Origin of the sequence: Pseudomonas sp. LG1E9, assembly GCF_003290225.1 — a bacterium.
Taxonomy (GTDB): domain Bacteria; phylum Pseudomonadota; class Gammaproteobacteria; order Pseudomonadales; family Pseudomonadaceae; genus Aquipseudomonas; species Aquipseudomonas cyclaminis.
Genome location: NZ_CP029983.1, coordinates 2,392,976 through 2,417,142 on the forward strand (window position 1 = coordinate 2,392,976; position 24,167 = coordinate 2,417,142).

The 24,167-nt window shown below is 61.6% G+C and carries 25 protein-coding genes; 13 read left to right on the forward strand and 12 right to left on the reverse strand.

Annotated features, from left to right (window positions below; all coding sequences use genetic code 11):
- Positions 1-37: 37 nt before the first annotated feature.
- Positions 38-970 carry a D-2-hydroxyacid dehydrogenase gene (locus DNK50_RS11295; protein WP_099587457.1) on the forward strand — a complete coding sequence of 311 codons (933 nt, stop codon included), beginning with the start codon at positions 38-40 and terminating at the stop codon, positions 968-970.
- 47 nt (positions 971-1,017) lie between these two features.
- Here the strand turns inward: DNK50_RS11295 and DNK50_RS11300 are convergent, their stop codons facing one another.
- A complete protein-coding gene (locus DNK50_RS11300; protein ID WP_112194062.1) occupies positions 1,018-1,602 on the reverse strand; it encodes a nitroreductase family protein in 585 nt (194 codons plus the stop codon).
- A 153-nt stretch (positions 1,603-1,755) separates the two neighbouring features.
- Between DNK50_RS11300 and DNK50_RS11305 the strand changes: the two genes are divergently transcribed.
- Together DNK50_RS11305 and DNK50_RS11310 are read left to right on the forward strand one after the other, a co-directional pair.
- Positions 1,756-2,205 (forward strand): YcgN family cysteine cluster protein, encoded by a 450-nt coding sequence (locus tag DNK50_RS11305; protein ID WP_003172524.1) that lies wholly within the window; start codon positions 1,756-1,758, stop codon positions 2,203-2,205.
- A gap of 13 nt (positions 2,206-2,218) precedes the next feature.
- On the forward strand, positions 2,219-3,439 hold the full coding sequence (locus tag DNK50_RS11310; RefSeq protein ID WP_112194064.1) for a hypothetical protein: 1,221 nt from the start codon (positions 2,219-2,221) through the stop codon (positions 3,437-3,439).
- Positions 3,440-3,499: 60 nt separating this feature from the next.
- On the opposite strand, the gene DNK50_RS11315 is transcribed toward DNK50_RS11310, so the two are convergent.
- From DNK50_RS11315 to DNK50_RS11325, 3 genes are all read right to left on the reverse strand, one after another.
- Positions 3,500-3,850, reverse strand: coding sequence for a DUF2892 domain-containing protein (locus DNK50_RS11315; RefSeq protein ID WP_099587454.1), 351 nt, complete (start codon positions 3,848-3,850; stop codon positions 3,500-3,502).
- Between the two features lie 67 nt (positions 3,851-3,917).
- A complete protein-coding gene (locus tag DNK50_RS11320; protein WP_003189607.1) occupies positions 3,918-4,385 on the reverse strand; it encodes an RNA methyltransferase in 468 nt (155 codons plus the stop codon).
- A gap of 96 nt (positions 4,386-4,481) precedes the next feature.
- Complete coding sequence (locus DNK50_RS11325; protein ID WP_003210675.1) at positions 4,482-4,856, reverse strand: YajD family HNH nuclease; 375 nt, start codon at positions 4,854-4,856, stop codon at positions 4,482-4,484.
- Positions 4,857-4,957: 101 nt separating this feature from the next.
- Here DNK50_RS11325 and DNK50_RS11330 point away from each other — a divergent pair, with 101 nt between their 5' ends.
- Complete coding sequence (locus DNK50_RS11330) at positions 4,958-5,878, forward strand: ParB/Srx family N-terminal domain-containing protein (protein WP_112194066.1); 921 nt, start codon at positions 4,958-4,960, stop codon at positions 5,876-5,878.
- Between the two features lie 85 nt (positions 5,879-5,963).
- Here DNK50_RS11330 and DNK50_RS11335 read toward each other — a convergent pair whose 3' ends face one another.
- A complete protein-coding gene (locus DNK50_RS11335) occupies positions 5,964-6,650 on the reverse strand; it encodes a spermidine synthase (RefSeq protein WP_112194068.1) in 687 nt (228 codons plus the stop codon).
- A 78-nt stretch (positions 6,651-6,728) separates the two neighbouring features.
- Here DNK50_RS11335 and DNK50_RS11340 point away from each other — a divergent pair, with 78 nt between their 5' ends.
- A complete protein-coding gene (locus DNK50_RS11340) occupies positions 6,729-7,007 on the forward strand; it encodes a hypothetical protein (protein WP_032888738.1) in 279 nt (92 codons plus the stop codon).
- Here the strand turns inward: DNK50_RS11340 and DNK50_RS11345 are convergent.
- Both DNK50_RS11345 and DNK50_RS11350 read right to left on the reverse strand, forming a co-directional pair.
- Complete coding sequence (locus tag DNK50_RS11345) at positions 7,004-7,477, reverse strand: cyclic nucleotide-binding domain-containing protein (protein ID WP_099587452.1); 474 nt, start codon at positions 7,475-7,477, stop codon at positions 7,004-7,006. The genes DNK50_RS11340 and DNK50_RS11345 overlap by 4 nt on opposite strands.
- A 59-nt stretch (positions 7,478-7,536) precedes the next feature.
- Positions 7,537-9,579, reverse strand: coding sequence for a S9 family peptidase (locus DNK50_RS11350; RefSeq protein WP_112194070.1), 2,043 nt, complete (start codon positions 9,577-9,579; stop codon positions 7,537-7,539).
- 24 nt (positions 9,580-9,603) lie between these two features.
- Between DNK50_RS11350 and DNK50_RS11355 the strand changes: the two genes are divergently transcribed.
- The 3 genes from DNK50_RS11355 to DNK50_RS11365 are packed head-to-tail and all read left to right on the forward strand — an operon-like array spanning position 9,604 to position 11,489.
- On the forward strand, positions 9,604-10,137 hold the full coding sequence (locus tag DNK50_RS11355; RefSeq protein WP_099587450.1) for an MFS transporter: 534 nt from the start codon (positions 9,604-9,606) through the stop codon (positions 10,135-10,137).
- A gap of 21 nt (positions 10,138-10,158) precedes the next feature.
- Positions 10,159-10,935, forward strand: a complete 777-nt coding sequence (locus DNK50_RS11360) for a class II glutamine amidotransferase (protein WP_024074057.1) — start codon at positions 10,159-10,161, stop codon at positions 10,933-10,935.
- Positions 10,936-10,946: 11 nt separating this feature from the next.
- Entirely contained in the window at positions 10,947-11,489 is a 543-nt protein-coding gene (locus tag DNK50_RS11365; protein ID WP_032888750.1) for a DUF2937 family protein, read from the forward strand.
- Positions 11,490-11,563: 74 nt separating this feature from the next.
- On the opposite strand, the gene DNK50_RS11370 is transcribed toward DNK50_RS11365, so the two are convergent.
- The 3 genes from DNK50_RS11370 to DNK50_RS11380 form a co-directional block, all read right to left on the reverse strand.
- Positions 11,564-12,742, reverse strand: a complete 1,179-nt coding sequence (locus DNK50_RS11370) for a VWA domain-containing protein (RefSeq protein ID WP_099587449.1) — start codon at positions 12,740-12,742, stop codon at positions 11,564-11,566.
- Positions 12,742-13,587, reverse strand: a complete 846-nt coding sequence (locus tag DNK50_RS11375; protein WP_112194072.1) for a MoxR family ATPase — start codon at positions 13,585-13,587, stop codon at positions 12,742-12,744. The genes DNK50_RS11370 and DNK50_RS11375 overlap by 1 nt, the downstream gene beginning before the upstream one ends.
- Positions 13,588-13,692: 105 nt before the next feature.
- Positions 13,693-14,769 (reverse strand): DUF748 domain-containing protein, encoded by a 1,077-nt coding sequence (locus tag DNK50_RS11380; protein WP_112194074.1) that lies wholly within the window; start codon positions 14,767-14,769, stop codon positions 13,693-13,695.
- A gap of 125 nt (positions 14,770-14,894) precedes the next feature.
- Between DNK50_RS11380 and cysK the strand changes: the two genes are divergently transcribed.
- Complete coding sequence (gene cysK / locus DNK50_RS11385; protein ID WP_099587447.1) at positions 14,895-15,869, forward strand: cysteine synthase A; 975 nt, start codon at positions 14,895-14,897, stop codon at positions 15,867-15,869.
- A gap of 85 nt (positions 15,870-15,954) precedes the next feature.
- Positions 15,955-16,893 (forward strand): aspartyl/asparaginyl beta-hydroxylase domain-containing protein, encoded by a 939-nt coding sequence (locus tag DNK50_RS11390; RefSeq protein WP_099587446.1) that lies wholly within the window; start codon positions 15,955-15,957, stop codon positions 16,891-16,893.
- 259 nt (positions 16,894-17,152) lie between these two features.
- On the opposite strand, the gene acnA is transcribed toward DNK50_RS11390, so the two are convergent.
- Positions 17,153-19,894, reverse strand: a complete 2,742-nt coding sequence (gene acnA / locus DNK50_RS11395) for an aconitate hydratase AcnA (protein WP_112194076.1) — start codon at positions 19,892-19,894, stop codon at positions 17,153-17,155.
- Positions 19,895-20,084: 190 nt separating this feature from the next.
- Between acnA and rlmM the strand changes: the two genes are divergently transcribed.
- The gene (gene rlmM / locus DNK50_RS11400; RefSeq protein ID WP_099587444.1) at positions 20,085-21,161 is read left to right on the forward strand and encodes a 23S rRNA (cytidine(2498)-2'-O)-methyltransferase RlmM; all 1,077 of its coding nucleotides are present in this window, start codon (positions 20,085-20,087) and stop codon (positions 21,159-21,161) included.
- Positions 21,162-21,174: 13 nt separating this feature from the next.
- A complete protein-coding gene (gene tusA / locus DNK50_RS11405; protein ID WP_099587443.1) occupies positions 21,175-21,426 on the forward strand; it encodes a sulfurtransferase TusA in 252 nt (83 codons plus the stop codon).
- Here tusA and DNK50_RS11410 read toward each other — a convergent pair.
- Entirely contained in the window at positions 21,423-22,817 is a 1,395-nt protein-coding gene (locus DNK50_RS11410) for an MATE family efflux transporter (RefSeq protein ID WP_112194077.1), read from the reverse strand. The two genes, tusA and DNK50_RS11410, sit on opposite strands and share 4 nt — an antisense overlap.
- A gap of 165 nt (positions 22,818-22,982) precedes the next feature.
- Here DNK50_RS11410 and pdxB point away from each other — a divergent pair, with 165 nt between their 5' ends.
- Complete coding sequence (pdxB, locus tag DNK50_RS11415; protein ID WP_112194079.1) at positions 22,983-24,125, forward strand: 4-phosphoerythronate dehydrogenase PdxB; 1,143 nt, start codon at positions 22,983-22,985, stop codon at positions 24,123-24,125.
- The last annotated feature ends 42 nt before the right edge of the window (positions 24,126-24,167 follow it).

The following is a 24,167-nucleotide window of genomic DNA, read 5'->3' on the forward strand; positions in this document are numbered from 1 at the left end:
GGGCGGCCGTCTGCATTGTTTTTGAAAGGTTTGAACCATGCGTGTTCTGATTGCTGAACAGGATCACCCGCTCTACGCCCAACTGCTCAACGATGTGGCGCCGGACCTTGAGGTGCTCACCAGTGGCGACTCGGCCGAACTGTCACGCCTGGCCGCCGATTGCCCGGTCTGGCTGGGCCAGCCGGACCTGCTGGCGACATTGCTGCGCCAGGGCCACCAACCCCAATGGCTGCAATCGACCTGGGCCGGTATCACGCCCCTGCTGGCCGAAGGCTTGCCCCGCGACTACCGTCTGACGCGCGCCGTCGGCATTTATGGCCAGGTCATGGCTGAGTTTGTCCTCACGTATATGCTCGGCCATGAGCGCGAAGTGCTGGCGCGGCTGGTCAGCCAGGTCGAACGCAAGTGGGACAGCCGCACCGGCCAGAGCCTGGCGGGGCGCAAGGCATTGATCGTGGGCACCGGCGATATTGGCCAGAGTGTGGCCGAGTTCCTGGTGCCGTTTGGCGTCAAGCTGTATGGCATTGCCAGTACTGAGCGTGAGCAAGCGCCGTTTATCGAAGTGGCCGGGCTTGATCAGCTCGGGCGTCTGGTGGGCGAAGTGGACTACGTGATCAACCTGCTGCCCAACACGCCGAACACCCACGATCTGTACGACGCGGCGCTGTTCAAACAATTCAAACCGACCGGCTTGTTCATCAATGTCGGGCGCGGTGTGGCGGTGGTGGATGCTGATCTGGTCGAAGCTCTGAAAGAAGGGCACCTGGCCGGCGCCGTGATCGACGTGTGCCGCCAGGAACCGCTGCCACAGCGCCATCCGTTCTGGACCGCCTGGGGTTTGCTGTTGACCGGGCACAGCTCTGCGCCGACGTCGCCGCCGATGATGGTGGAGTTGTTTCTGGAGAACCTGCGGGCCTATAAGGCCAATGAAGCGCTGCGCGGAACCGTGGATTTCGAGCGGGGTTACTGAACTGTGGGAGCGGGCTTGGCCCCTCCCACAGTGGCAAAGCGTCCGTCTTAAAGGCTGAAGTCACCTTCCGATACCAGCTCGCTCAGCGGCTTGCGCGGGCTTGGCGCTTCACGACCTTGCAGATACTCCGGCAGGGTCGACTTATCCCCCAGCTTGCCAACGGCCACGGCCGCATGCAGTGCATAGCCTTCTGGAATCTTCAGTTCCTTGCGGGTCAGCTCCTGGTCGAAACCGGCCATGCCGTGGGTGTGCCAGCCGCTGAGGCTGGCTTGCAGCGCCAGGTGGCCCCAGGCCGAGCCCGTGTCGAAGGTGTGCCACAGCGCCGGGGTTTCTTCGGTGGCGCCGGGGGCGACGAAGTCGGTTTTCGAGGCGATGATCACCAGGGCCGACGCATGCTGCGCCCAACCGCGGTTGAACTCGTTGAGCAGACCCAGGAAACGTTCCCAGTCCGGCGTGTCACGGCGCGCGTAGAGAAACCGCCACGGCTGCGAGTTGTAGGCCGACGGTGCCCAACGGGCGGCTTCGAAGAAGCTCAGCAGGGTCTCTTGCGAGATGCTCTCGCCGGTAAAGGCGCGGGGCGACCAGCGGTCGGTGAACTGGGTGTGGATCGGATAGTCGGCAACACGTGTCATGAGCTGTTCCTGATCGTCAATTCGGCGCTCAAAGCTACTGCGCGCCCGCTAGACTGACAAGTGTTGTAACACCGCCAGTCGTAAGCGCTTGGTTCCAAGGGGCTTGGGCACTAGACTGGCGGCCTTTTCACCTACCGAAACTGATGTAGAGCCATGGCCGCCAAAGTCGAACCTTTCTGGATACGCAAAACCCTTGAACACCTCGACCAGGAGGAGTGGGAATCGTTGTGCGACGGCTGTGGCCTGTGCTGCCTGCAAAAGCTCGAGGACGAAGACGACAACAGCGTCTATTACACGCGTATCGCCTGCAAACTGCTCGACCTCAAGACCTGCCAGTGCACCGATTACCCCAACCGCCGCGCCTCGGTGCCCGACTGCATCCAGCTCACCCCAGGCCAGGCCGACCAGTTCAAATGGCTGCCGCCCACCTGTGGCTACCGCCTGGTCAGCGAGCGCAAGGACTTGCCGCTGTGGCACCACCTGGTCTGCGGCGACCGCGACGCCGTGCACCACGAACGCATTTCCCAGTCCGGGCGCATGCTCAGCGAAGGCAGCGTGCCCGAAGACGACTGGGAGGATTACCTGATCTTCCGCGCAGGCTGAAAAAGGAGTGTGTATGAAGGTGGCAACCCAGCTGGCGGCAAGCTTTGTGCTGCTGGCGCTGAGCGTGCCTGCGTGGTGCGCCAGGAAAGTCGACCTGGATTATCACGTCAAACTGCTGCCCCAGAGCGATCAGGCCGAAGTGCGCCTGAGCCTGTCACAAGGCTCGGCGGTGCGCAGCCTCGACTTCGACCTGGGCCGCACCGGCAGTTACAGCGACTTCAAGGCCGACGGCCAGTGGCAGGTCAGCGGCGAGCGTGGCGTGTGGCAACCCAGCGCCGACAAGGCCAGCCTGACCTACCGCGTGCACCTCACCCAAGCGCGCAAGCCGGGCAGCTATGAAGCGCGCATGACCCCGAGTTGGGCGCTGTTTCGCGGCGAAGACCTGGTGCCGACGGCGCGGCTCGACCAGCAGGACGGCGTCGAGTTGGTCTCGCGCCTGGTGTTCGAACTGCCGGCGGGCTGGAAAAGCGTCGAAACCGCCTGGCCGCGTATCGGCAAGCACAAATTCCGCATCGACAATGTTTCCCGCCTGTTCGACCGGCCCACCGGCTGGATGCTCGCCGGCACCTTGGGCAGCCGCCGCGTGCGCCTGGGCGAAACTGAAGTCACCGTAGCGTCGCCCAAGGGCCAGGCCATGCGCCGCATGGATGTGCTGACGTTGCTGACCTTTGTCTGGCCGCAGGTCGAGGCTGCGTTCCCGCGTCATCCGGCGAAGCTGTTGGTGGTGGGCGCCAGCGACCCGATGCGCCGGGGCGTGTTCTCGGCCCATGACTCGATCTACCTCAACAGCCGCACGCCGCTGGTCAGCGAAAACGGCAGCAGCCCGTTGATTCGTGAAGTGGTGCAGGCGATTGCACGCTTCAACGATCACGACACCAGTGACTGGATCAGCGAAGGGTTTGGCGAGTATTACGCCATTGAACTGCTGCGCCGTGCCGGCGGGATCACTGATGAGCGATATCAGGCAATACAGGTGCGCTTGAGCAAGGAAGGCAAGGACGTCACGACGTTACGCGGCGAGCACGTCAGCGGCGCAACCGTGGCGCGCGCAGTGGTGGTATTGCAGGAGCTGGACCGCGAGATTCGGGTGAAAACCCATAACAAGCGCTCGCTCGACGACCTTGCGCAGGCAGTGATGCGGGCCAATAGCATTACGACGAAAGAGTTTGTGCAACTGGCCCAAAGCATCATTGGCGAGTCGTCGGTGGTGCTGGACAGCAAGTTACTGCGCTGAAGTCCCCGTCATGCACGAAACAAAATGTGGGAGGGGAATTGCCGCCTCCCACATTTGAATCTAACCAGTGGTTTTAACGGCCTTCTCAGCCGCCACTTCAGCTTTGGTCTTCAGGTTCTTCAGCTCTGCCCCGGCACGCTCGACCTTGGTGCGCAGGCTGTTCATTTCCTGACGACCCTGTTCCAGCTTGTCCTTGAGCGAGCTGTGCCCGGTAAAACCACGGGCCAGTGCCACACCGCCGATCGCCACCTGAATCAAACCGAAAATCCCGCCACGGCGCAGGCCTTTGCCCACCATCATCACGCCACCGGCCACCGAGCCGATGCGTTCCCAGCCGTGCACGTTTTGCGTGGGCTGAGTCTGGAACGGCGTGTGTTCGATGATAGGTCGCACGTTTTTGCTGTCGCTCATGATCTGTCTCCAACAAGGGCAAGTGTAAGTAGCTGACTGCTGGCGGGCGCCGGATGTTCCCAAAAAATCAGTACTTGGGGCCCGAACGGGTGTTGTTGCCCTTGGCCAGGCGGTCATAAAGCACCACGTTGACCGTCGCGGCGAGGTTCATGCAGCCGGTGGTCGGGATGTAGACCACGTCTTCGCACCAGTCACGAATCTCTTTATCCAGCGAACCGTCTTCCGGGCCGAAGATATACAGGGCGCGGTCGGGGTGGGTGTACTCGGGCAGCGGGCGGGCGCCTTCCACCAGTTCCACGGCGACCGGGATGCAGCCCAGGGGCAGGATTTTTTTCAGGTCATCGATGCCGATCAGCGGAATGTCGTGATGGACCTTCTTGGTGTCGGTAATGAAGTCCCGGGCGCGCTCGTAACGCACGCCGGTGTAGAACACCGAGGCCACGCCGTAGCAGCCGGCGGCACGCATGACCGAGCCGACGTTTTCGGGGGATTTGGGGTTATACAGGCCGATGCAGCTGTAGCGTTTATTGCCCACGGGAGTGCCTTTAAAAAGGCAGCATTATAGCGGCAAGCTACGAGCTGCAAGTTAAAAGCAGGGCGGCTTTTTCTTGCAGCTCCCAACTTACAGCTTTCAGTCGTCCTTCTTCATCAACCCCGCCAACGCCGCAAACGGGTTGTGCGTCGCCTTGGCAATCGTCGGGCTGCTGGTGGAGCCTTCGCCGAAGTACTGCTGGTCGGTGTAGCGCGAGTGTTCGTTGTCGTGGCAATACAGGCACAGCAACTCCCAGTTGGAGCCGTCCTGGGGGTTGTCATCATGATTGTGGTTACGGTGGTGTACGGTGAGTTCGCTCAGGCGCTTGCCGGCGAATTCGCGGGCGCAGCGGCCGCACACGTGGGGGTACATTTTGAGGGCTTTGTCGCGGTAGCCCATTTCCCGGTCGCGCTGGGCATCGGCCAGGATGCGGTCCAGCTTGGCGGTGTGGGAGGGCGGGTTGGTCGAGCTCATCATGGCTCCTGGCTATTTGGTGGGTCACGGATAGCGTTGATTCTAGCCGTCGGCGGGCGTTTGTAGTATCGGTTCATTCATTTCACAAGGATCTGAAACCTATGCGTTGGCACACATGGACAGTTGCACTGCTCTTCGGCGCCCTGGCGGCTCACGCCCAGGCGTTCTCCACACCTCAGCCGGGCCAGGTGATCGAGGTCGCCCTCGAACAGTTGCACCCGACCCAGACCGTAGTGGGCTTCGATCAGATCTATTACAGCCTCGGGTTGTTTGCCGACAAACCTGCCAAAGCCTTCGATGAATACTGCGAGACCAACGGTCAGGGCGAGGCCGACAAGGTGCCCAAGAACGCCAAGCTGCTCCAGCCCACCAGCTTCACCTGCAAAGACCCAATAGGCACCCACCCCGACGATATGAAAACCGTAGTGGTCGGCCCCGGCGGCCAGTTGTACCTGACCGATGGTCATCATAGCTTCACCACCCTGTGGGAAACGCCGGGGGCCGGCCCTCGATTGAAAATGTGGGTAAGGGTGACCGACGATTTCAGCAGCAACCCAGACCTTGCGACCTTCTGGCTGCGTATGGAAGCGGCCCGCAAGGTCTGGCTCAAGGACAATCAGGGCCAGACCCTGCCGCCTGCGCAACTGCCGGCCCACCTGGGGTTCAAGAACCTGCAGGACGACACCTTTCGCAGCCTGGTGTATTTCACCCGCAAGGCTGCCTACGGCAAGCCGGACGTGGGGGAGGTCGCACCGGAATTTCTGGAGTTCTATTGGGGCAACTGGCTGCGCACGCAGATTGATCTGGGCCAGTACGACCTGAATAAAAAAGGCGGCTACAAGGCCGCTATCGAAGCGGTGGCCAAGCGCATGGTCAGCCTGGCGCCCGGCTCACAGGTCGGGGACAGCGGTTTCACTGCGCAGCAACTGGGCGGCATGAGCAAACTGGATCGCGATGAGTTGGAAAAGACCTTCGATAAAAAAGTGCCGTATGTCATCGACTACCGCAAATCCCACAACTGACCAGGGATCAAAAATGTGGGAGGGGGCAAGTCGAATCGTCGCACCGCCCCTCCCACATTAGATTTACGCTGTCGGGGACGCATGCTCAGCCCTTGAGCTTTTCCGCAATCCAGATGGTGTGACGCGTGCCCTTGTTGCCATGGGCAAACACATGCACTTCCTCGGCCTTGAAACCGGCCTTGCGCAGTTTGTCGCTGAACAGTTTGTCGGCGCTTGCCGACCACACCGCCAGCACGCCCTTGGGCCGCAAGGCCTTGGCGCAGGCTGCGAGGCCGCCGGCGGAGTAGAGCCAGCTGTTGGCTTTTTGCGTCAGGCCTTCGGGGCCGTTGTCCACATCCAGCATGATCGCGTCAAAGCCCTGGGGCTCGGCTTGCAGCACCTTGGCCACGTCTTCCAGACGGATCACGGTGCGCGGGTCCAGCAGTGGACGGCCGGACTTTTCCCCCAGCGGCCCACGGTTCCATTCCACGACGCCCGGCACCAGTTCGGCCACGACCACTTCGGCGGTTTTGCCCAGATGCTTGAGCGCCGAGGCCAGGGTAAAGCCCATGCCCAGACCACCAATCAACACCCGAGACCCCGGACGACCGGCAACCTTGCGGCAGGGGATCTCTGCCAGCGCATCTTCGGAGCCGTGCATGCGCGTGTTCATCAACTGGCCGCCGTCACCGCCCTGGATCTTGATGACAAAATCCTCGCCGTATTCGAACAGGCACAAGGCACCGCCGTTGTCGGGGATCGGGGTGGTGTCCAGCAGAACGAAACGTTTCATGGAAATCTCATTGGGAAGGGCATTCTTGCGCGGTTGGGAGTAGCCTTACGACATTCCGGTCAGGCCATGGAGCCATCGATGAAGTGCAGCATTCTAACGGTCATTGTGTTGAGCGCGCTCGCATTGGGTGCGGCGCAGGCTCAGGAGTTGCAAACCGTACCGGTCGCGCCCGCGCCAACCCCAGGTGCGCCGGGCACGCCGACGCCGACGCTGTATCCCCAGGTCAGCCCGCCAGCGCTGCCCAAGACCAACGGCTCGCCGCCCTTGGCGCCCATCGTGCTGCCGACGCCACCGAAGGACCAGACGGTGCCCGGCCTGCAGCAGAACGACAGCAAACCGAAAACCCCCGGCGGTTAAAACGGTTGGGACAGTAACTGCCCATCCGCCATGCGCAGGCGCTTGGACAAGGCAATCGCAATCGCCCGGATGATCTTGGCGGCCACCCGTGGTGTTTCGTTGAGCATTTTTTCCAGGGAGTCCTTGCCCAGGTTCAACAACACGCAGTCGCTGGCCGCCACGCAACTGGCGGAGCGCCGCTCGCCGTCAAGTACCGCCATCTCACCAAAGGCCCGACCACTGCGCAGGGTGGCGATGGTCAGGCGCTGGCCGTCGTGATTGGTTTTCTGCACCGCCACCTGGCCGCTGTGGATGATGCACATAAAGGTGCCGGCATCGCCTTCGAGGAAAATCGCTTCGTCCTGGGCAATGCTGCTGATATTGAAGTAGCCGGCGGCGACGTGAAAATCCTCCGGCAACAGAGGGTCGAACAGGCCGCAGTCCATGAGCATGTCGCGGATTTCATCGTTCAGTAAAGTCGGTTGTGGCATGACTGGTCCATCAATCGGTAAGCGGTCCTGTGTTCAGACAGAACCGCCGCACTAAGTTCCTAAATTAACCCCAGCGCCTTGAACACAAATGCATATTCGAGCGCTACGTCACGTAATCCCTGGTAACGACCGCTCATCCCACCATGGCCGGCGCCCAGTTCGGTCTTGAGCAACAGCAGGTTGTTGTCGGTTTTGGTGTCACGCAGCCTGGCCACCCACTTGGCGGCTTCCCAGTACTGCACGCGGCTGTCGTTGTAGCCGGCGATCACCAGCAGATGCGGGTAGGCCTGGGCCTGGACATTTTCGTAAGGCGCGTAGGCCTTGATGCGCTCATACACCTCGGGCTCTTCGGGGTTGCCCCACTCGTCGTACTCGGTGATGGTCAGCGGCAGATCCGGGTCGAGCATGGTGTTGAGCACATCGACGAACGGCACTTCGGCAATCGCCGCCTGGAACAACTCCGGACGCTGGTTGAGCACCGCGCCGATCAACAGGCCGCCGGCACTGCCGCCGCTGATGGCCAGTTGCTTGGCGGTGGTCAAGCCTTGGGCGATCAGGTGTTCGGCGCAGGCGATAAAGTCACTGAAGGTGTTCTGCTTGTGTTCCTGCTTGCCGTTGCGGTACCAGGCTTCACCCAGCTCGCCGCCGCCACGCACGTGGGCAATCGCAAACGCGACGCCACGGTCGAGCAGACTGAGGCGCGCGTGGGAAAACCACGGGTCGAGGCTTTGGCCGTAGGCGCCGTAGCCATACAGGTAAAGCGGCGTGGTTTTGCCGAGCTGGTCGCGCTTGACCACCAGGCTGATCGGCACCTGGGTGCCATCGGCAGAGGTAGCCCACAGGCGTTGGCTCACGTAGTCGTCGGCGTTGAACACGCCCAATACCGGAGTTTCCTTGAGCACCTGTTGCGCGCCGCTGGCCAGTTCCAGCTGACGCACCTGGGCCGGGCGATTGAGGGCCTCATACCGCAGGCGAATTTTGTCGCTGACGAATTCCAGGCTGTTCTGTACGTAGAGGCTGTAGGCGGCGTCGGGCAATTGCACGCGATACGCGGGCAGGCCCTGCGGGTGCACTTCGATCACCGGCAGGCCACCGATGCGCAGGCTCAGGGTCATGGCGCCGGTATTGAGGCTCACACCGTCGAGCATCACGTCATCGCTGTGGGGGATCAGGTTTTGCCACTCATCCTCGGTGGGCACATCGCCAATGTCGGTTGCAACGAACAGCGCATAGTTGATGCCATCCCGGTTGCTGCGGATAAACCAGGTCCACGCGCCATTCAGTTGGCCGTGGTCGACGTCGTATTCGTGGTCCTCGACCCGAGGCGCCAGGCAGGTGAAGGCCAGGTGCGGCTGGTCGGCGTCCAGCGCCCAGACTTCGCTGGTGGTCTTGCTGCCCAGGGCCAGCAGCAACTGGCGCTCGGAGCTGGAACGGTAGCAATGCAGGAAGAAACGCCCGTCGGGCTCGTGGAACACTTCCTGCGCTGCCGTGCCGTCCAGGCGATAGCGATACAGTTTGTGCGGACGGTGGGTGTCGTCCAGTTCGCCGAAGAACAGGGTCAGGCTGTCGTTGGCCCAGGTCATGCTGCCGTCGCAGTCCTGGAACTCCAGTTCGCTGACCTTGCCCGTCGCCAATTCCTTCACGAACAGGGTGTAGATCTCATCGCCACTGGTGTCCAGGCTGTAGGCCAGGCGCTGGTGGTCGGGGCTGATGCTGAACGCGCCGAGGGAGAAAAAGCCGCCATTGGCCAGTTCGTTCGGGTCCAGCAACAGCTCTTCGCTGCTGTCGTCGACCTGGTTGCTGTCATCGGCCGGACGGCGGCAGCGGTAGTGCCGGGCGTACTCGTCACCGGCGGTGGTGCGGGTGTAATAGAGGTACGGGCCCCACGGGGAGGGCAGCGACAGGTCGGTTTCGAGGATGCGGCCCTTGATCTCTTCAAACAGGCTTTCGCGCAAGTCTGCCTGATCGGCGAGCTGGGCTTCCTGCCAGGCATTTTCGGCCTTGAGGTAATCGAGCACTTCAGTGCTGTCGCGTTCTTGCAGCCAGGCGTAAGGATCCTGGCCTGGGGCCTTGCGGGCAATCGGGGGGCGCGATACAGGCATGGATTATTCTCTATCTGGCGGACGGTGGCAGGCTTTGCAGCCGCGACACGCAAAAGCCGTTATCATAGCCGCCTCTTTGCCAGCCTTGCCATGGACACCATGACCGAGAACGACTATCTGACCGCTTGGGGCCTTTACGCCTTCGCCGCTTTGGGCTGCCTGTTGGTGTGGTGGCGCATGACGCGCTGGATCTGGCGCTGGCTGCGCGAGCCGCTGCAATTGCTGATGGCCGTGTTGCTGTTCAGCCCGACCATCGTCGACCCGGTCAAGACCCAGTTCGCACCGGCCGTGGCCATTACCGCCCTGGACCTGGTGCTCAAGGTCGGCAACAACGCCTGGCGGGCGATTTCCGATTTGTTCATGTACACCATGATCGCCTTTGGCGTGTACCTGGTGATCGTGTTGATCCGCTGGCCCATCGAGCGCGCCGCCAATGCGCGTCGTGAGCGCAAGGCCGCCACCGATGCAGCCCTGGCCGCTGAAGCGGTGGAAGAAGACGACGAGCCATTCCGCCGTCCGGCGCCTGTCAGCGGCATGCGGGTCGAACCGCGCCTTTAACGTTGCAGCGAGAGCCCTGGCATGTGTGAATTATTGGGCATGAGTGCCAACGTCCCCACCGATATCGTGTTCAGCTTTACCGGGCTGATGCAGCGCGGTGGGCGCACCGGCCCCCACCGCGACGGTTGGGGTATCGCCTTCTACGAAGGCCGTGGCCTGCGCCTGTTCCAGGACCCGGCCGCGAGCAGTGAATCGGAAGTCGCGCTGCTGGTGCAGCGGTATCCCATCAAGAGTGAAGTGGTGATCGGCCATATCCGCCAGGCCAACGTGGGCAAAGTGAGTCTGGCCAATACCCACCCGTTCGTGCGTGAACTGTGGGGTCGCAACTGGTGTTTCGCCCATAATGGCCAATTGGCGGACTTCAACCCGCGCGCCACGTTCTACCGCCCGGTCGGCGATACCGACAGCGAGGCAGCCTTCTGCGACTTGCTCAACCGCGTGCGCGAGGCCTTTCCCGAGCCGGTGGACATCGAGCAGATGCTGCCCGACCTGATCGCCGCCTGTGCCGAATACCGCAGCAAAGGCGTGTTCAACTGCCTGCTCAGCGATGGCGACTGGCTGTTCTGCTACTGCTCGACCAAGTTGGCGCAGATCACCCGGCGTGCCCCGTTCGGCCCGGCGCGGTTGAAGGATGTCGACGTGATCGTCGATTTCCAGGCCGAAACCACACCCAATGATGTAGTGACGGTGATCGCCACCGAACCGTTGACCGACAACGAAAACTGGACCCGTTACGAACCGGGCCAATGGAGCCTGTGGCGACGCGGTGAATGCGTCAGCCAGGGCATTACTGAGTAAGGATATCGACTATGTTGCTCAGCTATCTGCGGTTGGTGCTGTTTGCCATTGGCCTGTTGGTCGGCGTGCAAGTGCCGGGTTTTATCAACGACTATGCCAAGCGCGTCGAAGCCCACCTGATCGAGGCCCAGACGGGGCTGAGCGGGTTTGAAACCACTGCGCGGCAGTTCTTCAACGGTGATTTGAAAGCGTTGGTGGCGCATTACCGCGCCAGTGACGACCCCGTGTTCCAGAGCGACGCCAATAGCCTGGGCGCGATGCTTGATCGCCAGGTGGCGCTGGACAAGCAATTCCAGGCCATGCAAGGCCCGTGGTACATCCGCGCCTTGCAAGTGGCGGTGGCTGCCGACCCGGATATCCGCCAGGAAACCTGGAACGGCTACAGCTACCAGATCCTGCTGACCCCTGAAGCCATGGGCTGGGGCCTGGGCGGGGCGATGCTGCTGTCGTTTGGGTTGGAATGCCTGTTCCGCCTGATCGACTGGGTGGTGTTGGGCGGCAAGCGCCTGCGCCAGAGCCGGCCGATTGAAGAGCGGGACCTGAAAGGTCTTTAACGCCCAACCCGGTCCAAGGTGGGAGGGGGCTTGCCCCTCCCGCATTAGATCTCCTGCATTATGGGGATCGGCGTTTATTTGGACAGGAAGCGCATGCCTTCTTCCAGCCCGCGCAGGGTCAGCGGGTACATCTGATCCTCCACCAACTCCCGCACAATCCCCGTCGACGCCGTAAAGTCCCAAGTGTCCTTCGGATACGGATTGATCCAGATCAGCTTCTTGTACTTGGCCATGAAACGCTGCATCCACACATAGCCCGGCTCTTCGTTCCAATGCTCGACGCTGCCGCCGGCCTGGGTGATTTCATACGGCGCCATCGATGCGTCGCCGATAAAAATCACTTTGTAGTCGGCGCCATACTTGTGCAGCAGGTCCTGGGTGGAAGTGCGCTCCGAGGTGCGGCGCTGGTTGTTCTTCCACACCGACTCATACACGAAGTTATGGAAGTAGAAGTACTCCAGGTGTTTGAACTCGGTCTTGCAGGCGGAGAACAGCTCTTCGCAGATTTTCACGTGGGCATCCATCGAGCCGCCGATATCGAACAGCAGCAACAGCTTGATGGTATTGCGCCGTTCCGGGCGCATCTGGATATTCAGCAAGCCGGCGTCGCGGGCGGTGTGGTCGATGGTGCCGTCGATGTCCAACTCGTCGGCGGCACCCTGGCGCGCGAATTTGCGCAGGCGGCGCAGTGCAATCTTGATGTTGCGCGTGCCCAGTTCCACCTGATCGTCGAGGTTCTTGTACTCGCGCTGGTCCCAGACTTTCACCGCCTTGCCCTGGCGCTTGCCGGCGTCACCGACGCGGATGCCTTCGGGGTTGTAGCCACCGGAGCCAAACGGGCTGGTACCGCCGGTGCCGATCCATTTATTACCGCCGGCGTGGCGTTCTTTCTGTTCTTCCAGGCGTTTCTTGAACTCTTCGATCAGCTTGTCGAGGCCGCCGAGGGATTGGATCTGCGCGCGTTCTTCGTCACTCAGCGAACGCTCGAATTCCTTGCGCAGCCACTCTTCGGGGATCAGCGCCTGCAAATGGTCGTCGAGCTTTTCCAGGCCGTTGAAATAGGCGCCGAAGGCACGGTCGAACTTGTCGAAATGCCGCTCGTCCTTGACCAGGATCGCCCGGGCCAAGTAGTAGAACTCGTCCATGTCGGCGAAGGTCACGCGCTGCTTGAGCGCGTTGATCAGGTCGAGCAACTCGCGCACCGACACCGGCACTTTGGCGGCGCGCATCTCGTTGAACAGGTTGAGCAACATCAGCGATTACCGCGACGGCTCATGAACGCCAGACGCTCCAGCAATTGCACGTCTTGCTCGTTCTTGACCAAGGCGCCGGCCAGCGGCGGGATGGCTTTGGTCGGATCGCGTTCGCGCAGCACGGCTTCACCGATATTGTCGGCCATCAGCAGCTTGAGCCAGTCGACCAGTTCGGAGGTGGACGGTTTTTTCTTCAGGCCCGGGACTTTGCGCACGTCGAAGAACACGTCGAGGGCTTCGCTGACCAGGTCTTTCTTGATGTTGGGGTAGTGCACATCCACGATCTTCTGCAGGGTGGTGCGGTCGGGGAAGGCGATGTAGTGGAAGAAGCAACGGCGCAGGAATGCGTCCGGCAGCTCTTTTTCGTTGTTGGAGGTAATGATGATGATCGGGCGCTTCTTGGCCTTGATGGTCTCGTCGATTTCGTAGACGTAGAACTCCATCTTATCGAGTTCTTGCAGCAGGTCGTTGGGGAACTCGATGTCGGCCTTGTCGATTTCATCGATCAGCAGGATCACCCGTTCTTCGGACTCGAACGCTTCCCACAACTTGCCCTTCTTCAGGTAGTTGCGCACATCGTGCACCTTGTCCACGCCCAACTGCGAGTCGCGCAGGCGGCTGACCGCATCGTACTCGTAGAGGCCCTGGTGGGCCTTGGTGGTGGACTTGATGTGCCAGGTGATCAGCTTGGCACCGAAGGATTCGGCCAGTTGCTCGGCGAGCATCGTCTTGCCGGTGCCCGGTTCGCCCTTGACCAGCAACGGCCGCTCCAGGGTGATGGCGGCGTTGACGGCCAGTTTCAGGTCATCGGTAGCCACATAGGCCTGGGTGCCTTCGAACTTCATCGGTGTTTCCTCGCATTCATCAATGCCCCGACTATACCGCGCAGCCCCGGCGACTGTGAACGCAGACGGGTTATTCAGTCTCTGAATGGCCGGTCACATGGGATATCAGTCTGCCGATGGCTTGGGTTGCTCATAACGTGCATTGAACGCCTGGATAAAACCATTGCGCAAAATCCCCAAAAACGCAGAGAACGCGCTGACATTTTGTTGATGTACGCTGCCACTGAGCTCGACGCGGGTGGCGAACTGGTTTTTCTGCTGGTTCTTCAGCACCGTCTCGCTGGTGCCAACCACCGCCTCCCAGATCGAGCGGAAGATGTTCTTATCCTTGTTCTCCACGTCCTGCTGCCAGTCAAACACTTCCACATCCCTTAACAACGGCTTGATGTAGCCGGTCAGTTGGCCTTTTTCGGCCTGGGCTTCGATCACTACGTCGCCGTTACCGGCCTTGAAGTCGAACTTGCCGTAGGCCGAGGCGAAGTCATTCATGCGCTTGAGCTGCAGGTCCTTGGCGCGGAAACGGAATTCGAAGTTCTCGAAATTACTCAGTGGGTCAAAGGTGGCGCTGGCTTCCAGCGGGGCCTGGCCTTGCAGCAGTGCCTTGCCGTCGAAGCGGGCGTCGCGCTTGCCTTTGACGTCGACCACGTTGGTCAGGTTGTAGAAGCTGGCGTTGACGTCAGTGGCATCGATTTTTACCGCAGGTTTGGAGCTGAAGTTGTGGAAGGCGATCTTGCCGTCTTCGATGCGCACTTCATCGAGGGTGATGGGTGCCAGCTTGCTCAACTGCTCGCGCCAGTCGGTGCCCTTACCTGTCTGGGACGCCTGCTTGTTGGCGCCGCCGTCGACGAAGTTCACTTCAGGCTTGATAAACCGCACCTTGGCGACCACTGCATGGTCGTACCACAGCGAATGCCAGCTCACCGCCAGGTCGATCAGCGGGGCGTTGACGAACGGTACGGGCACTTTGCCGTCGACCTTGATGATTTCAAGGCCGTTGATCCGGTAGGCGCCCCGCCATAGCGCCAGGTCCACGTCGGTCACCTGGCCTCGGTAATCGCCCATATTGGCGAGTTTGTCATTCAAATAATTGCGCACCAGGTAGGGCAGGGCGATGCTCAAGGCGACCAGGACCACCAGCACTCCGGCGACGGTCCATAGTGGCCAGCTGTAGCGACGTTTCATCGGGCAGTTCTCCTTGCAGATGAAACATGGACTGTCTTGATCCGCGCAACGTTCCTCTGACTGGACGCTTTGTACTACGAGGCATACCCTTGTTGCCTTCTTGAAATTGCCTACAAGGACCCGTCATGAGCCGCATTTTTGCAGACAACGCGCACTCCATCGGTAACACGCCCCTGGTGCAGATCAACCGCATCGCCCCGCGTGGCGTGACCATCCTGGCGAAGATCGAAGGGCGTAACCCGGGTTACTCGGTAAAGTGCCGCATCGGCGCGAACATGATCTGGGACGCGGAAAGCACCGGCAAACTCAAGCCGGGCATGACCATTGTCGAGCCGACGTCGGGCAATACCGGCATCGGCCTGGCGTTTGTCGCCGCCGCCCGTGGCTACAAGTTGCTGCTGACCATGCCGGCGTCCATGAGCATCGAGCGCCGCAAAGTGCTCAAGGCCCTCGGTGCCGAGCTGGTACTGACCGAGCCGGCCAAAGGCATGAAGGGCGCTATCGAAAAGGCCGGCGAAATCGTTGCCAGCGACCCGGCCACCTACTTTATGCCGGCCCAGTTCGAAAACCCGGCCAACCCGGCGATCCACGAGAAAACCACCGGCCCGGAAATCTGGAATGACACCGACGGTGCGGTGGATGTGCTGGTAGCGGGCGTGGGCACCGGCGGCACCATCACCGGCGTATCGCGCTATATCAAGAACACCGCGGGCAAGCCGATTCTGTCGGTGGCCGTTGAGCCGGTGGTGTCGCCGGTGATCACACAGGCGCTGGCTGGCGATGAGATCAAGCCGAGCCCGCATAAAATCCAGGGCATCGGCGCCGGTTTTGTACCGAAAAACCTCGACTTGTCGATGGTTGACCGCGTGGAGCTGGTGACCGACGACGAATCCAAGGCCATGGCCCTGCGCCTGATGCAGGAAGAGGGGATTCTGTGCGGCATCTCCTGCGGTGCCGCGATGGCGGTGGCCGTGCGCCTGGCCGAGAAACCGGAAATGCAGGGCAAGACCATCGTGGTGATCCTGCCGGACTCCGGTGAGCGCTACCTGTCGAGCATGCTGTTCAGCGATTTGTTCACCGAGCAGGAAAACCAGGCTTGATGTATGTCAGCGCCGATACCTTGGGCCTTCTGCATACTGGCCCAAGTGTTTATGATGCCCGGCGCATATTTCCAGGAGTTGCTGCATGACCTTTTCTTTGGCCGCCAAACTGTCGGTGCTGCTGCTGTTTATCGGCAGCACACTGTATGTCCACTTGCGCGGCAAGGCCCGTCTACCGATGTTGCGCCAGTTCGTAAACCATTCGGCGCTGTTCGCCCCGTATAACGCCTTGATGTATCTGTTTTCGGCGGTGCCGTCCAAACCCTATCTGGACCGCAGCAAGTTCCCGGAACTGGATGTGCTCAAGGACAACTGGGAGGTGATCCGCGAAGAGGCCATGCACCTGTTCGACGAGGGTTACATCCGCGCCGCCGAAAAGAACAACGATGCCGGTTTCGGGTCGTTCTTCAAGAAGGGCTGGAAGCGTTTCTACCTCAAGTGGTACGACAAACCCCTGCCATCGGCCGAGGCGCTGTGCCCGAAAACTGTGGCACTGGTGAGCAGCATTCCCAACGTCAAGGGCGCGATGTTTGCGCTGTTGCCGGGCGGCAGCCACCTCAACCCGCACCGCGACCCGTTTGCCGGTTCCCTGCGTTATCACCTGGGGCTGTCCACGCCCAACTCCGATGCCTGCCGCATCTTCGTCGACGGCCAGGAATACGCCTGGCGCGACGGCGACGACGTGATGTTCGACGAAACCTACGTGCACTGGGTGAAGAATGAAACCGAACAGACCCGTGTGATTCTGTTCTGCGACATTGAGCGTCCCCTGAGCAACCGCGTGATGACCCGCCTCAACCGTTGGGTCAGCAAGCAACTGGGCCGTGCGACCGCGCCGCAGAACCTGGATGACGAGCGCGTGGGCGGGATCAACCAGGCGTATGCCTGGAGCAAGACCTTCAGCGACAAGTTCAGCGGCCAGGTCAAGCAGTGGAAGCGCAAACATCCCAAGGCTTACCGCATTGCGCGGCCGGTGTTGGCGGTGGTCGTGCTGGTACTGCTGTGGAAATGGCTGTTCGGCTGATCTGAAAGTTTAAACGCGGTCAAAAATGGGGAAGGGGGCTTGCCCCCGATGACAGTGGGTCAGCTACAGATTTATCAGCTGACACACCCTCATCGGGGCATGGGTATCTACACAGCTCTTAAAGGCTGGCATAAAACCCTGTGGCAAGCCCGCTCACCACAAGACCCTCGTTCGCTAAGGGTACGTTTTCACCAAAGATGTGTAGATACCCATGCTCATCGGGGGCAAGCCCCCTCCCACATTTGATCTCCGGTGATCTTTAGCTGGCGATCAGTTGGCGCAACACGTAGTGCAAAATCCCGCCCGCCTTGAAGTACTCCACCTCATTGAGCGTATCGATCCGGCACAGCACCTCGACCTTCTCGCTGCTGCCATCCTCTCGCGTAATCACCAGCGTCAGGTTCATGCGCGGCACGATCTCCACCTCGCTCAGCCCAAGAATGTCGATCTTCTCCTTGCCACTGAGCTTGAGCGTCTTGCGGTTCTGATCGAGTTTGAACTGCAACGGCAGCACGCCCATGCCCACCAGGTTGGAACGGTGAATTCGCTCGAAGCTCTCGGCGATCACCGCCTTGACGCCCAGCAGGTTGGTGCCCTTGGCCGCCCAGTCGCGGCTGGAGCCGGTGCCGTACTCTTGCCCCGCAACCACCACCAGCGGGGTGCCCGACGCCTGGTATTTCATCGACGCATCGTAGATCGCCATTTTTTCGCCGGTGGGGATGTACAGCGTGTTGCCGCCTTCTTCGCCACCGAGCATTTCGTTGCGGATCCGGATATTGGCAAAGGTGCCGCGCATCATCACTTCATGGTTACCCCGGCGTGAGCCGTAGGAGTTGAAGTCCCGCGGTTCCACGCCTTGCTCGCGCAGGTATTGGCCGGCGGGGCTGTCGACCTTGATATTGCCGGCGGGGGAGATGTGGTCGGTGGTCACCGAATCCCCCAGCAGGGCCAGCACGTTGGCGCCCTTGATGTCCTCGATCACCGGCAACGGGCCGGCAATGTCGTCGAAAAACGGCGGATGCTGGATGTAGGTGGAATCCTTCTGCCACACGTACGTCGCAGCCTGAGGCACTTCAATGGCCTGCCATTGCGCGTCGCCGGCAAACACCTCGGCGTATTCCTTGTGGAACATGCCAGTGCTGACCTGCGCCACCGCGTCAGCGATCTCCTGGCTGCTCGGCCAGATGTCCTTGAGGTAGACCGGCTTGCCGTCCTTGTCGTTACCCAGCGGCTCGCTGCTGATGTCGATGCGCACCGTGCCGGCCAGCGCATAGGCGACCACCAGCGGCGGCGAAGCCAGCCAGTTGGTTTTCACCAGTGGGTGGACGCGGCCTTCAAAGTTGCGGTTGCCCGACAGCACCGAGGCCACGGTGAGGTCGGCCTTCTGGATGGCTTTTTCAATCGGCTCGGGCAATGGCCCGGAGTTGCCGATGCAGGTGGTGCAGCCATAGCCCACCAGATCAAAACCGAGCGCGTCCAGGTAGTGGGTGAGGCCGGCGGCGTTGTAGTAGTCGGTGACCACCTTGGAGCCGGGCGCCAGGGAGCTTTTGACCCACGGCTTGCGCGTCAGGCCTTTTTCCACGGCTTTCTTGGCCACGAGCCCGGCGGCCATCATCACGCTGGGGTTGGAGGTATTGGTGCACGACGTAATCGCGGCGATGACCACCGCGCCGTTTTTCAGGCGGTAGGTGTTGCCTTCGTATTCGTAATCTGCTTCGCCCACCAGGTCGGCATTGCCCACGGCGACACCGCCGCCGCCTTCGCTTTCCAGGCGGCCTTCTTCCTTGTTGGTGGGTTTGAATTGCAGGTCGAGAAAGTCGCTGAAGGCCTGGCCGACATTCGGCAGCGCCACGCGGTCCTGCGGACGTTTCGGCCCGGCAAGGCTGGCTTCGACGCTGCCCATGTCCAGGGCCAGGCTGTCGGTGAACACCGGTTCTTGGCCGGCAATACGCCACAAGCCTTGAGCTTTAGTGTAGGCCTCGACCAATTTCACGGTTTCTGTCGGGCGGCCGGACAGGCGCAGGTAGTCCAGCGTCACTTCATCCACCGGGAAAAAGCCGCAGGTGGCGCCATATTCCGGGGCCATGTTGGCGATGGTGGCGCGGTCAGCCAGAGGCAGATCGGCCAGGCCGTCGCCGTAGAACTCAACGAACTTACCGACGACGCCTTTTTTGCGCAGCATCTGGGTCACGGTCAGCACCAGGTCGGTGGCGGTGATGCCTTCCTTGAGTTTGCCGGTGAGCTTGAAGCCGATCACTTCCGGGATCAGCATCGACACCGGCTGGCCGAGCATTGCCGCTTCCGCTTCGATGCCACCCACGCCCCAGCCAAGTACGCCAAGGCCGTTGATCATGGTGGTGTGGGAATCGGTGCCGACCAGGGTGTCGGGGAAGGCGTAGGTGCGGCCGTCTTCGTCCTTGGTCCACACGGTGCGGCCCAGGTACTCCAGGTTGACCTGATGGCAGATGCCGGTGCCCGGCGGCACCACGCTGAAGTTGTCAAAGGCGCTCTGGCCCCAGCGCAGGAAGGCGTAGCGTTCGCCGTTGCGCTGCATCTCGATATCGACGTTTTGCTCGAAGGCATCGGCATTGCCGAACTTGTCGACCATCACCGAGTGGTCGATCACCAAATCCACCGGGGAGAGCGGGTTGATGCGCTGCGGGTCGCCACCGGCCTTGGCCACGGCGGCGCGCATGGCGGCCAGGTCGACCACGGCGGGTACGCCGGTAAAGTCTTGCATCAGCACGCGGGCGGGGCGGTACTGGATCTCACGGTCGGACTGGCGCTCTTTGAGCCAGGCGGCAATGGCCTTGAGGTCGGCGCCGGTGACGGTCTTGTTGTCTTCCCAGCGCAGCAGGTTTTCCAGCAGCACCTTGAGCGACATCGGTAGCTTGTCCAGGTCGCCCAGGCTCTTGGCGGCTTCGGGCAGGCTGAAGTAGTGGTAGGTTTTGTCGTCGATTTGCAGGGTTTTAAGGGTTCTCAGGCTATCAAGCGATGACATGACGCGACTCCTTATGGTCCGCACGGCTACGGACCTGACGGGACGAACAGAGCTATCAAACTAGCCCCGTTTTCATTAGCAGGCTAATAACTGGACTCTATGGGCAAGTCCAAGGTTCCGAACTCGGCTATCATGCGCGCGTTTTCATGACAGGCATTGCGATAGAGCAAGCCAGTTGCCAGGAGATTCAATGAACACCCTTTTTATGCACTGCCGCCCGGGTTTTGAAGGCGAAGTCTGTTCCGAGATCGCGGACCTCGCTGCGCGCCTGAACGTTTCCGGCTACGCCAAGGCCAAGACCGGCAGCGCCTGCGCCGAATTTGTCTGCACCGAAGAAGACGGCGCCCAGCGCCTGATGCACGGCCAACGCTTTGCCGAGCTGATCTTCCCCCGGCAGTGGGCGCGCGGGGTGTTTATCGACCTGCCGGAAACCGACCGCATCAGCGTGATCCTCGCTCACCTGCGCGAATTCCCGGTGTGCGGCAGCCTGTGGCTGGAGATGGTTGACACCAACGATGGCAAGGAACTGTCGAACTTCTGCAAGAAATTTGAAGTGCACCTGCGCAAAGCCCTGCTGGGTGCCGGCAAGCTGGTGGACGACCCGAGCAAGCCGCGCCTGCTGCTGACCTTCAAGAGCGGCCGCGAAGTGTTCATGGGCCTGGCCGAGTCGAACAATTCGGCCATGTGGCCGATGGGCATCCCGCGCCTGAAGTTCCCGCGTGACGCGCCAAGCCGTTCGACGTTGAAGCTGGAAGAGGCCTGGCACCACTTTATCCCCCGCGACCAATGGGACGAGCGCCTGCACGGCGACATGACTGGCGTCGACCTCGGCGCTGCGCCGGGCGGCTGGACCTGGCAACTGGTCAACCGTGGCATGCTGGTGACCGCCATCGACAACGGCCCCATGGCCGAAAGCCTGATGGACACCGGCCTGGTACAGCACTTGATGGCCGACGGCTTCACCTTCGTGCCCAAGCAGCCGGTGGACTGGATGGTGTGCGACATCGTCGAGAAACCGGCGCGCAACGCCGCGTTGCTGGAAACCTGGATCGGCGAGGGGCATTGTCGCGAGGCGGTGGTGAACCTGAAGTTGCCGATGAAGCAGCGCTATGCCGAAGTCAAACGCCTGCTGGAGCGTATCGAAGAGGGCTTCAAGGCCCGCGGCATTCGCGTGGAAATCGGCTGCAAGCAGCTGTACCACGACCGTGAGGAAGTGACCTGCCACCTGCGCCGCCTGGTGGATGCGAAGAAAACCAAGGCCCGTTAACGAGGAGTCATCAATGAGCGATATCAACGAAAGCCCTGTCGACGGCATTCTCGATGCCACCGGCCTCAACTGCCCGGAACCCGTGATGATGCTGCACCAGCACATCCGCGACCTGCCGGCGGGCGGTTTGCTCAAGGTGATCGCAACGGACCCGTCGACCCGCCGCGATATTCCCAAGTTCTGCGTGTTCCTGGACCACGAACTGGTGGATCAGCAGGAACAGGCTGGCACTTATCTGTACTGGATTCGCAAGAAGGCCGACTAACCCCGCGCCTTGTCCGCCCGGATACGCCGGCGTGCACTGCGCGCCAGGCGTACCAGCAACATCCCCGCCGCACAGCTCAGGCCCACGATCAGCCCTTGCCACAAACCGCTGGGGCCGCTTGGGGCGCCGAGCCAGTCGGTCAGCCCCAGGGCATAACCCACCGGCAGCCCCACGCCCCAGTAGGCGAACAAGGTCAGCACCATGGTCACGCGGGTGTCCTGGTAGCCACGCAAGGCGCCGGCTGCCGTGACCTGGATCGAGTCCGAGAACTGGAACAGCGCCGAGAACACAATCAGCGTCGAAGCCAAGTGAATCACCACTGGGTCCGGGGTGTAGATCGTCGCGATCTGCTCACGGAACAACAGCATCAGGCTGCACGACAGGCACGCATACGCCAGCGCGGTGCCCATGCCGACACCGGCGGCGAAGCGTGCTTCCCGTGCCTCGCCACGGCCGAGGGCCTGACCGACGCGCACGGTGACGGCCATGCTCAGGGAGTAGGGGATCATGAACACCAGCGAGCTGACGTTCAGTGCGATCTGATGCCCGGACACCACCGTGGCGCCCAGGCTGCCGAGCAACAGGGCGATTACCGCAAAAATGCTCGATTCGGCGAAGATCGCGACGCCAATCGGCAGGCCAATCCCCAGCACACGCTTGATGACTGCCCATTGCGGCCAGTCAAACCGTTTGAACAATTCACTGCTCTGATAGGCCGGGCCCCAGCGCGTCCAGACGGCCAGGCCGAGCATCATCACCCACATCGCAATGGCCGTGGCCCAGCCGCAGCCCACGCCGCCCATGGCCGGCACGCCAAAGTGGCCGTAGATGAAGATGTAGTTCAGCGGAATATTCAGCGCCAGGCCGACCAGGCCCATGACCATGCTCGGCCGCGTGCGGCCCAGGCCGTCGCTGAAACAGCGCAGCACGTAATACAGCGCAATCGCCGGCATCCCGGCGGCGATGCCGTGCAGGTAGCCCATGGATGGTTCGATCAGGTCGGGCTCGACCTTCATGGCATGCAGGATCGGTTCGGCGCACAGCAGCAGCAATGCGCCGATGATCCCCACGACCACCGCCAGCCACAACGCCTGGCGCACCAGCGGCCCGATCTCGTTGAACTGGCCTGCCCCGTAGCGCTGGGCGACTTTCGGCGTGGTGGCCAGCAGCGTGCCGCTCATCAGCAGGTACACCGGGATCCAGATCGAGTTGCCCAGGCCCACCGCCGCCAGATCCTGGGGGCTGACCCGCCCGGCCATGACCGCGTCGACAAAACTCATGGCGGTGGTGGCCAGTTGGCCGATCATGATCGGCAGGGCGAGCGTCAGCAGGTCGCGCACTTCCCGGCTGATGCGGGCGGGGCGGGTGAGGGCGGTGGTGGCAGTGTTCACGTACAGGTGTCCAATTGAGAGGAGCGCAAGGACGGCGGATTCTACGCCCTGACGCAATGGTCAGGAAAAAACCTGTGTTGGGGATTTGTAAGCAACCTGCCAGGCCCCCTCCCACATTGAATCCACGCAAGCCTGTACACTGCGGGTCCGCCAAAGGAGCCTGCCATGCTGATTGTTGCCGACGAAAATATCCCGCTGCTCGATGCCTTCTTCCAAGGATTTGGCGAGATTCGCCGGGTGCCCGGCCGTTCTCTTGACCGCGCCACGGTCGAGCAGGCGGATGTGCTGCTGGTGCGCTCGGTGAGCAACGTCAATCGCGCGCTTCTGGAGGGCTCCAACGTGCGCTTTGTCGGCACCTGCACCATCGGCACCGACCACCTGGATTTGGACTACTTCAAGCAAGCCGGTATCCAGTGGTCCAGCGCCCCCGGCTGCAATGCCCGTGGGGTAGTGGACTACGTGTTGGGCAGCCTGCAGACCCTCGCCGAGATCGAAGGCGCCGACCTCAATAAGCGTACTTACGGCATCGTCGGTGCCGGTGAAGTGGGCGGGCGCCTGGTCAAGGTGCTCAAGGGCCTGGGCTGGAACGTGCTGGTGTGCGACCCGCCACGGCAGATCGCCGAAGACGGCGACTACGTGAGCCTGGCGCAGATCGTCGAGCAGAGCGACGTGATCAGCTTGCACACGCCGCTGACCAAGTCCGGCAATGGCTCGACCTGGCATTTGTTCGACCGCCAGCGCCTGGAGCAGCTCAAGCCCGGCACCTGGCTGATCAACGCCAGCCGCGGCCCGGTGGTGGACAACGCTGCCCTGCGCGAGGTGTTGCTGGCGCGCGAAGACCTGCAAGCGGTGCTGGATGTATGGGAAGGCGAGCCCGAAGTGGATGCGGACCTGGCCGACTTGTGCGTGCTGGCCACGCCGCATATCGCCGGTTACAGCCTGGAAGGCCGTCAGCGCGGCACGGCGCAGATCTACCAGGCGTTTTGCGCGTACCTGGGCCAGGCACCGAGCATCCACTTGAGCGAACTGTTGCCGGCGTCGTGGTTGTCTGAAGTGCACCTGAATGCTTCGACCGACCCCGCCTGGGCGCTGGCGACCTTGTGCCGCAGCGTGTACGACCCGCGCCGGGATGATGCGGATTTCCGTCGCAGCCTGGTGGGAACTGTGGAAGAACAGCGTAAGGCGTTCGACCTGCTGCGCAAGCATTACCCGGAGCGTCGGGAGATCGAGGGCTTGAAGGTACGTATCAATGGGGAGTCGGAGGCGCTGTCGAAGATTGTGTCCGCATTGGGCGCAGTGGCTATTTAAGCGCCCATAAAAAACCCGGCCATCGCGGCCGGGTCTGAAAGA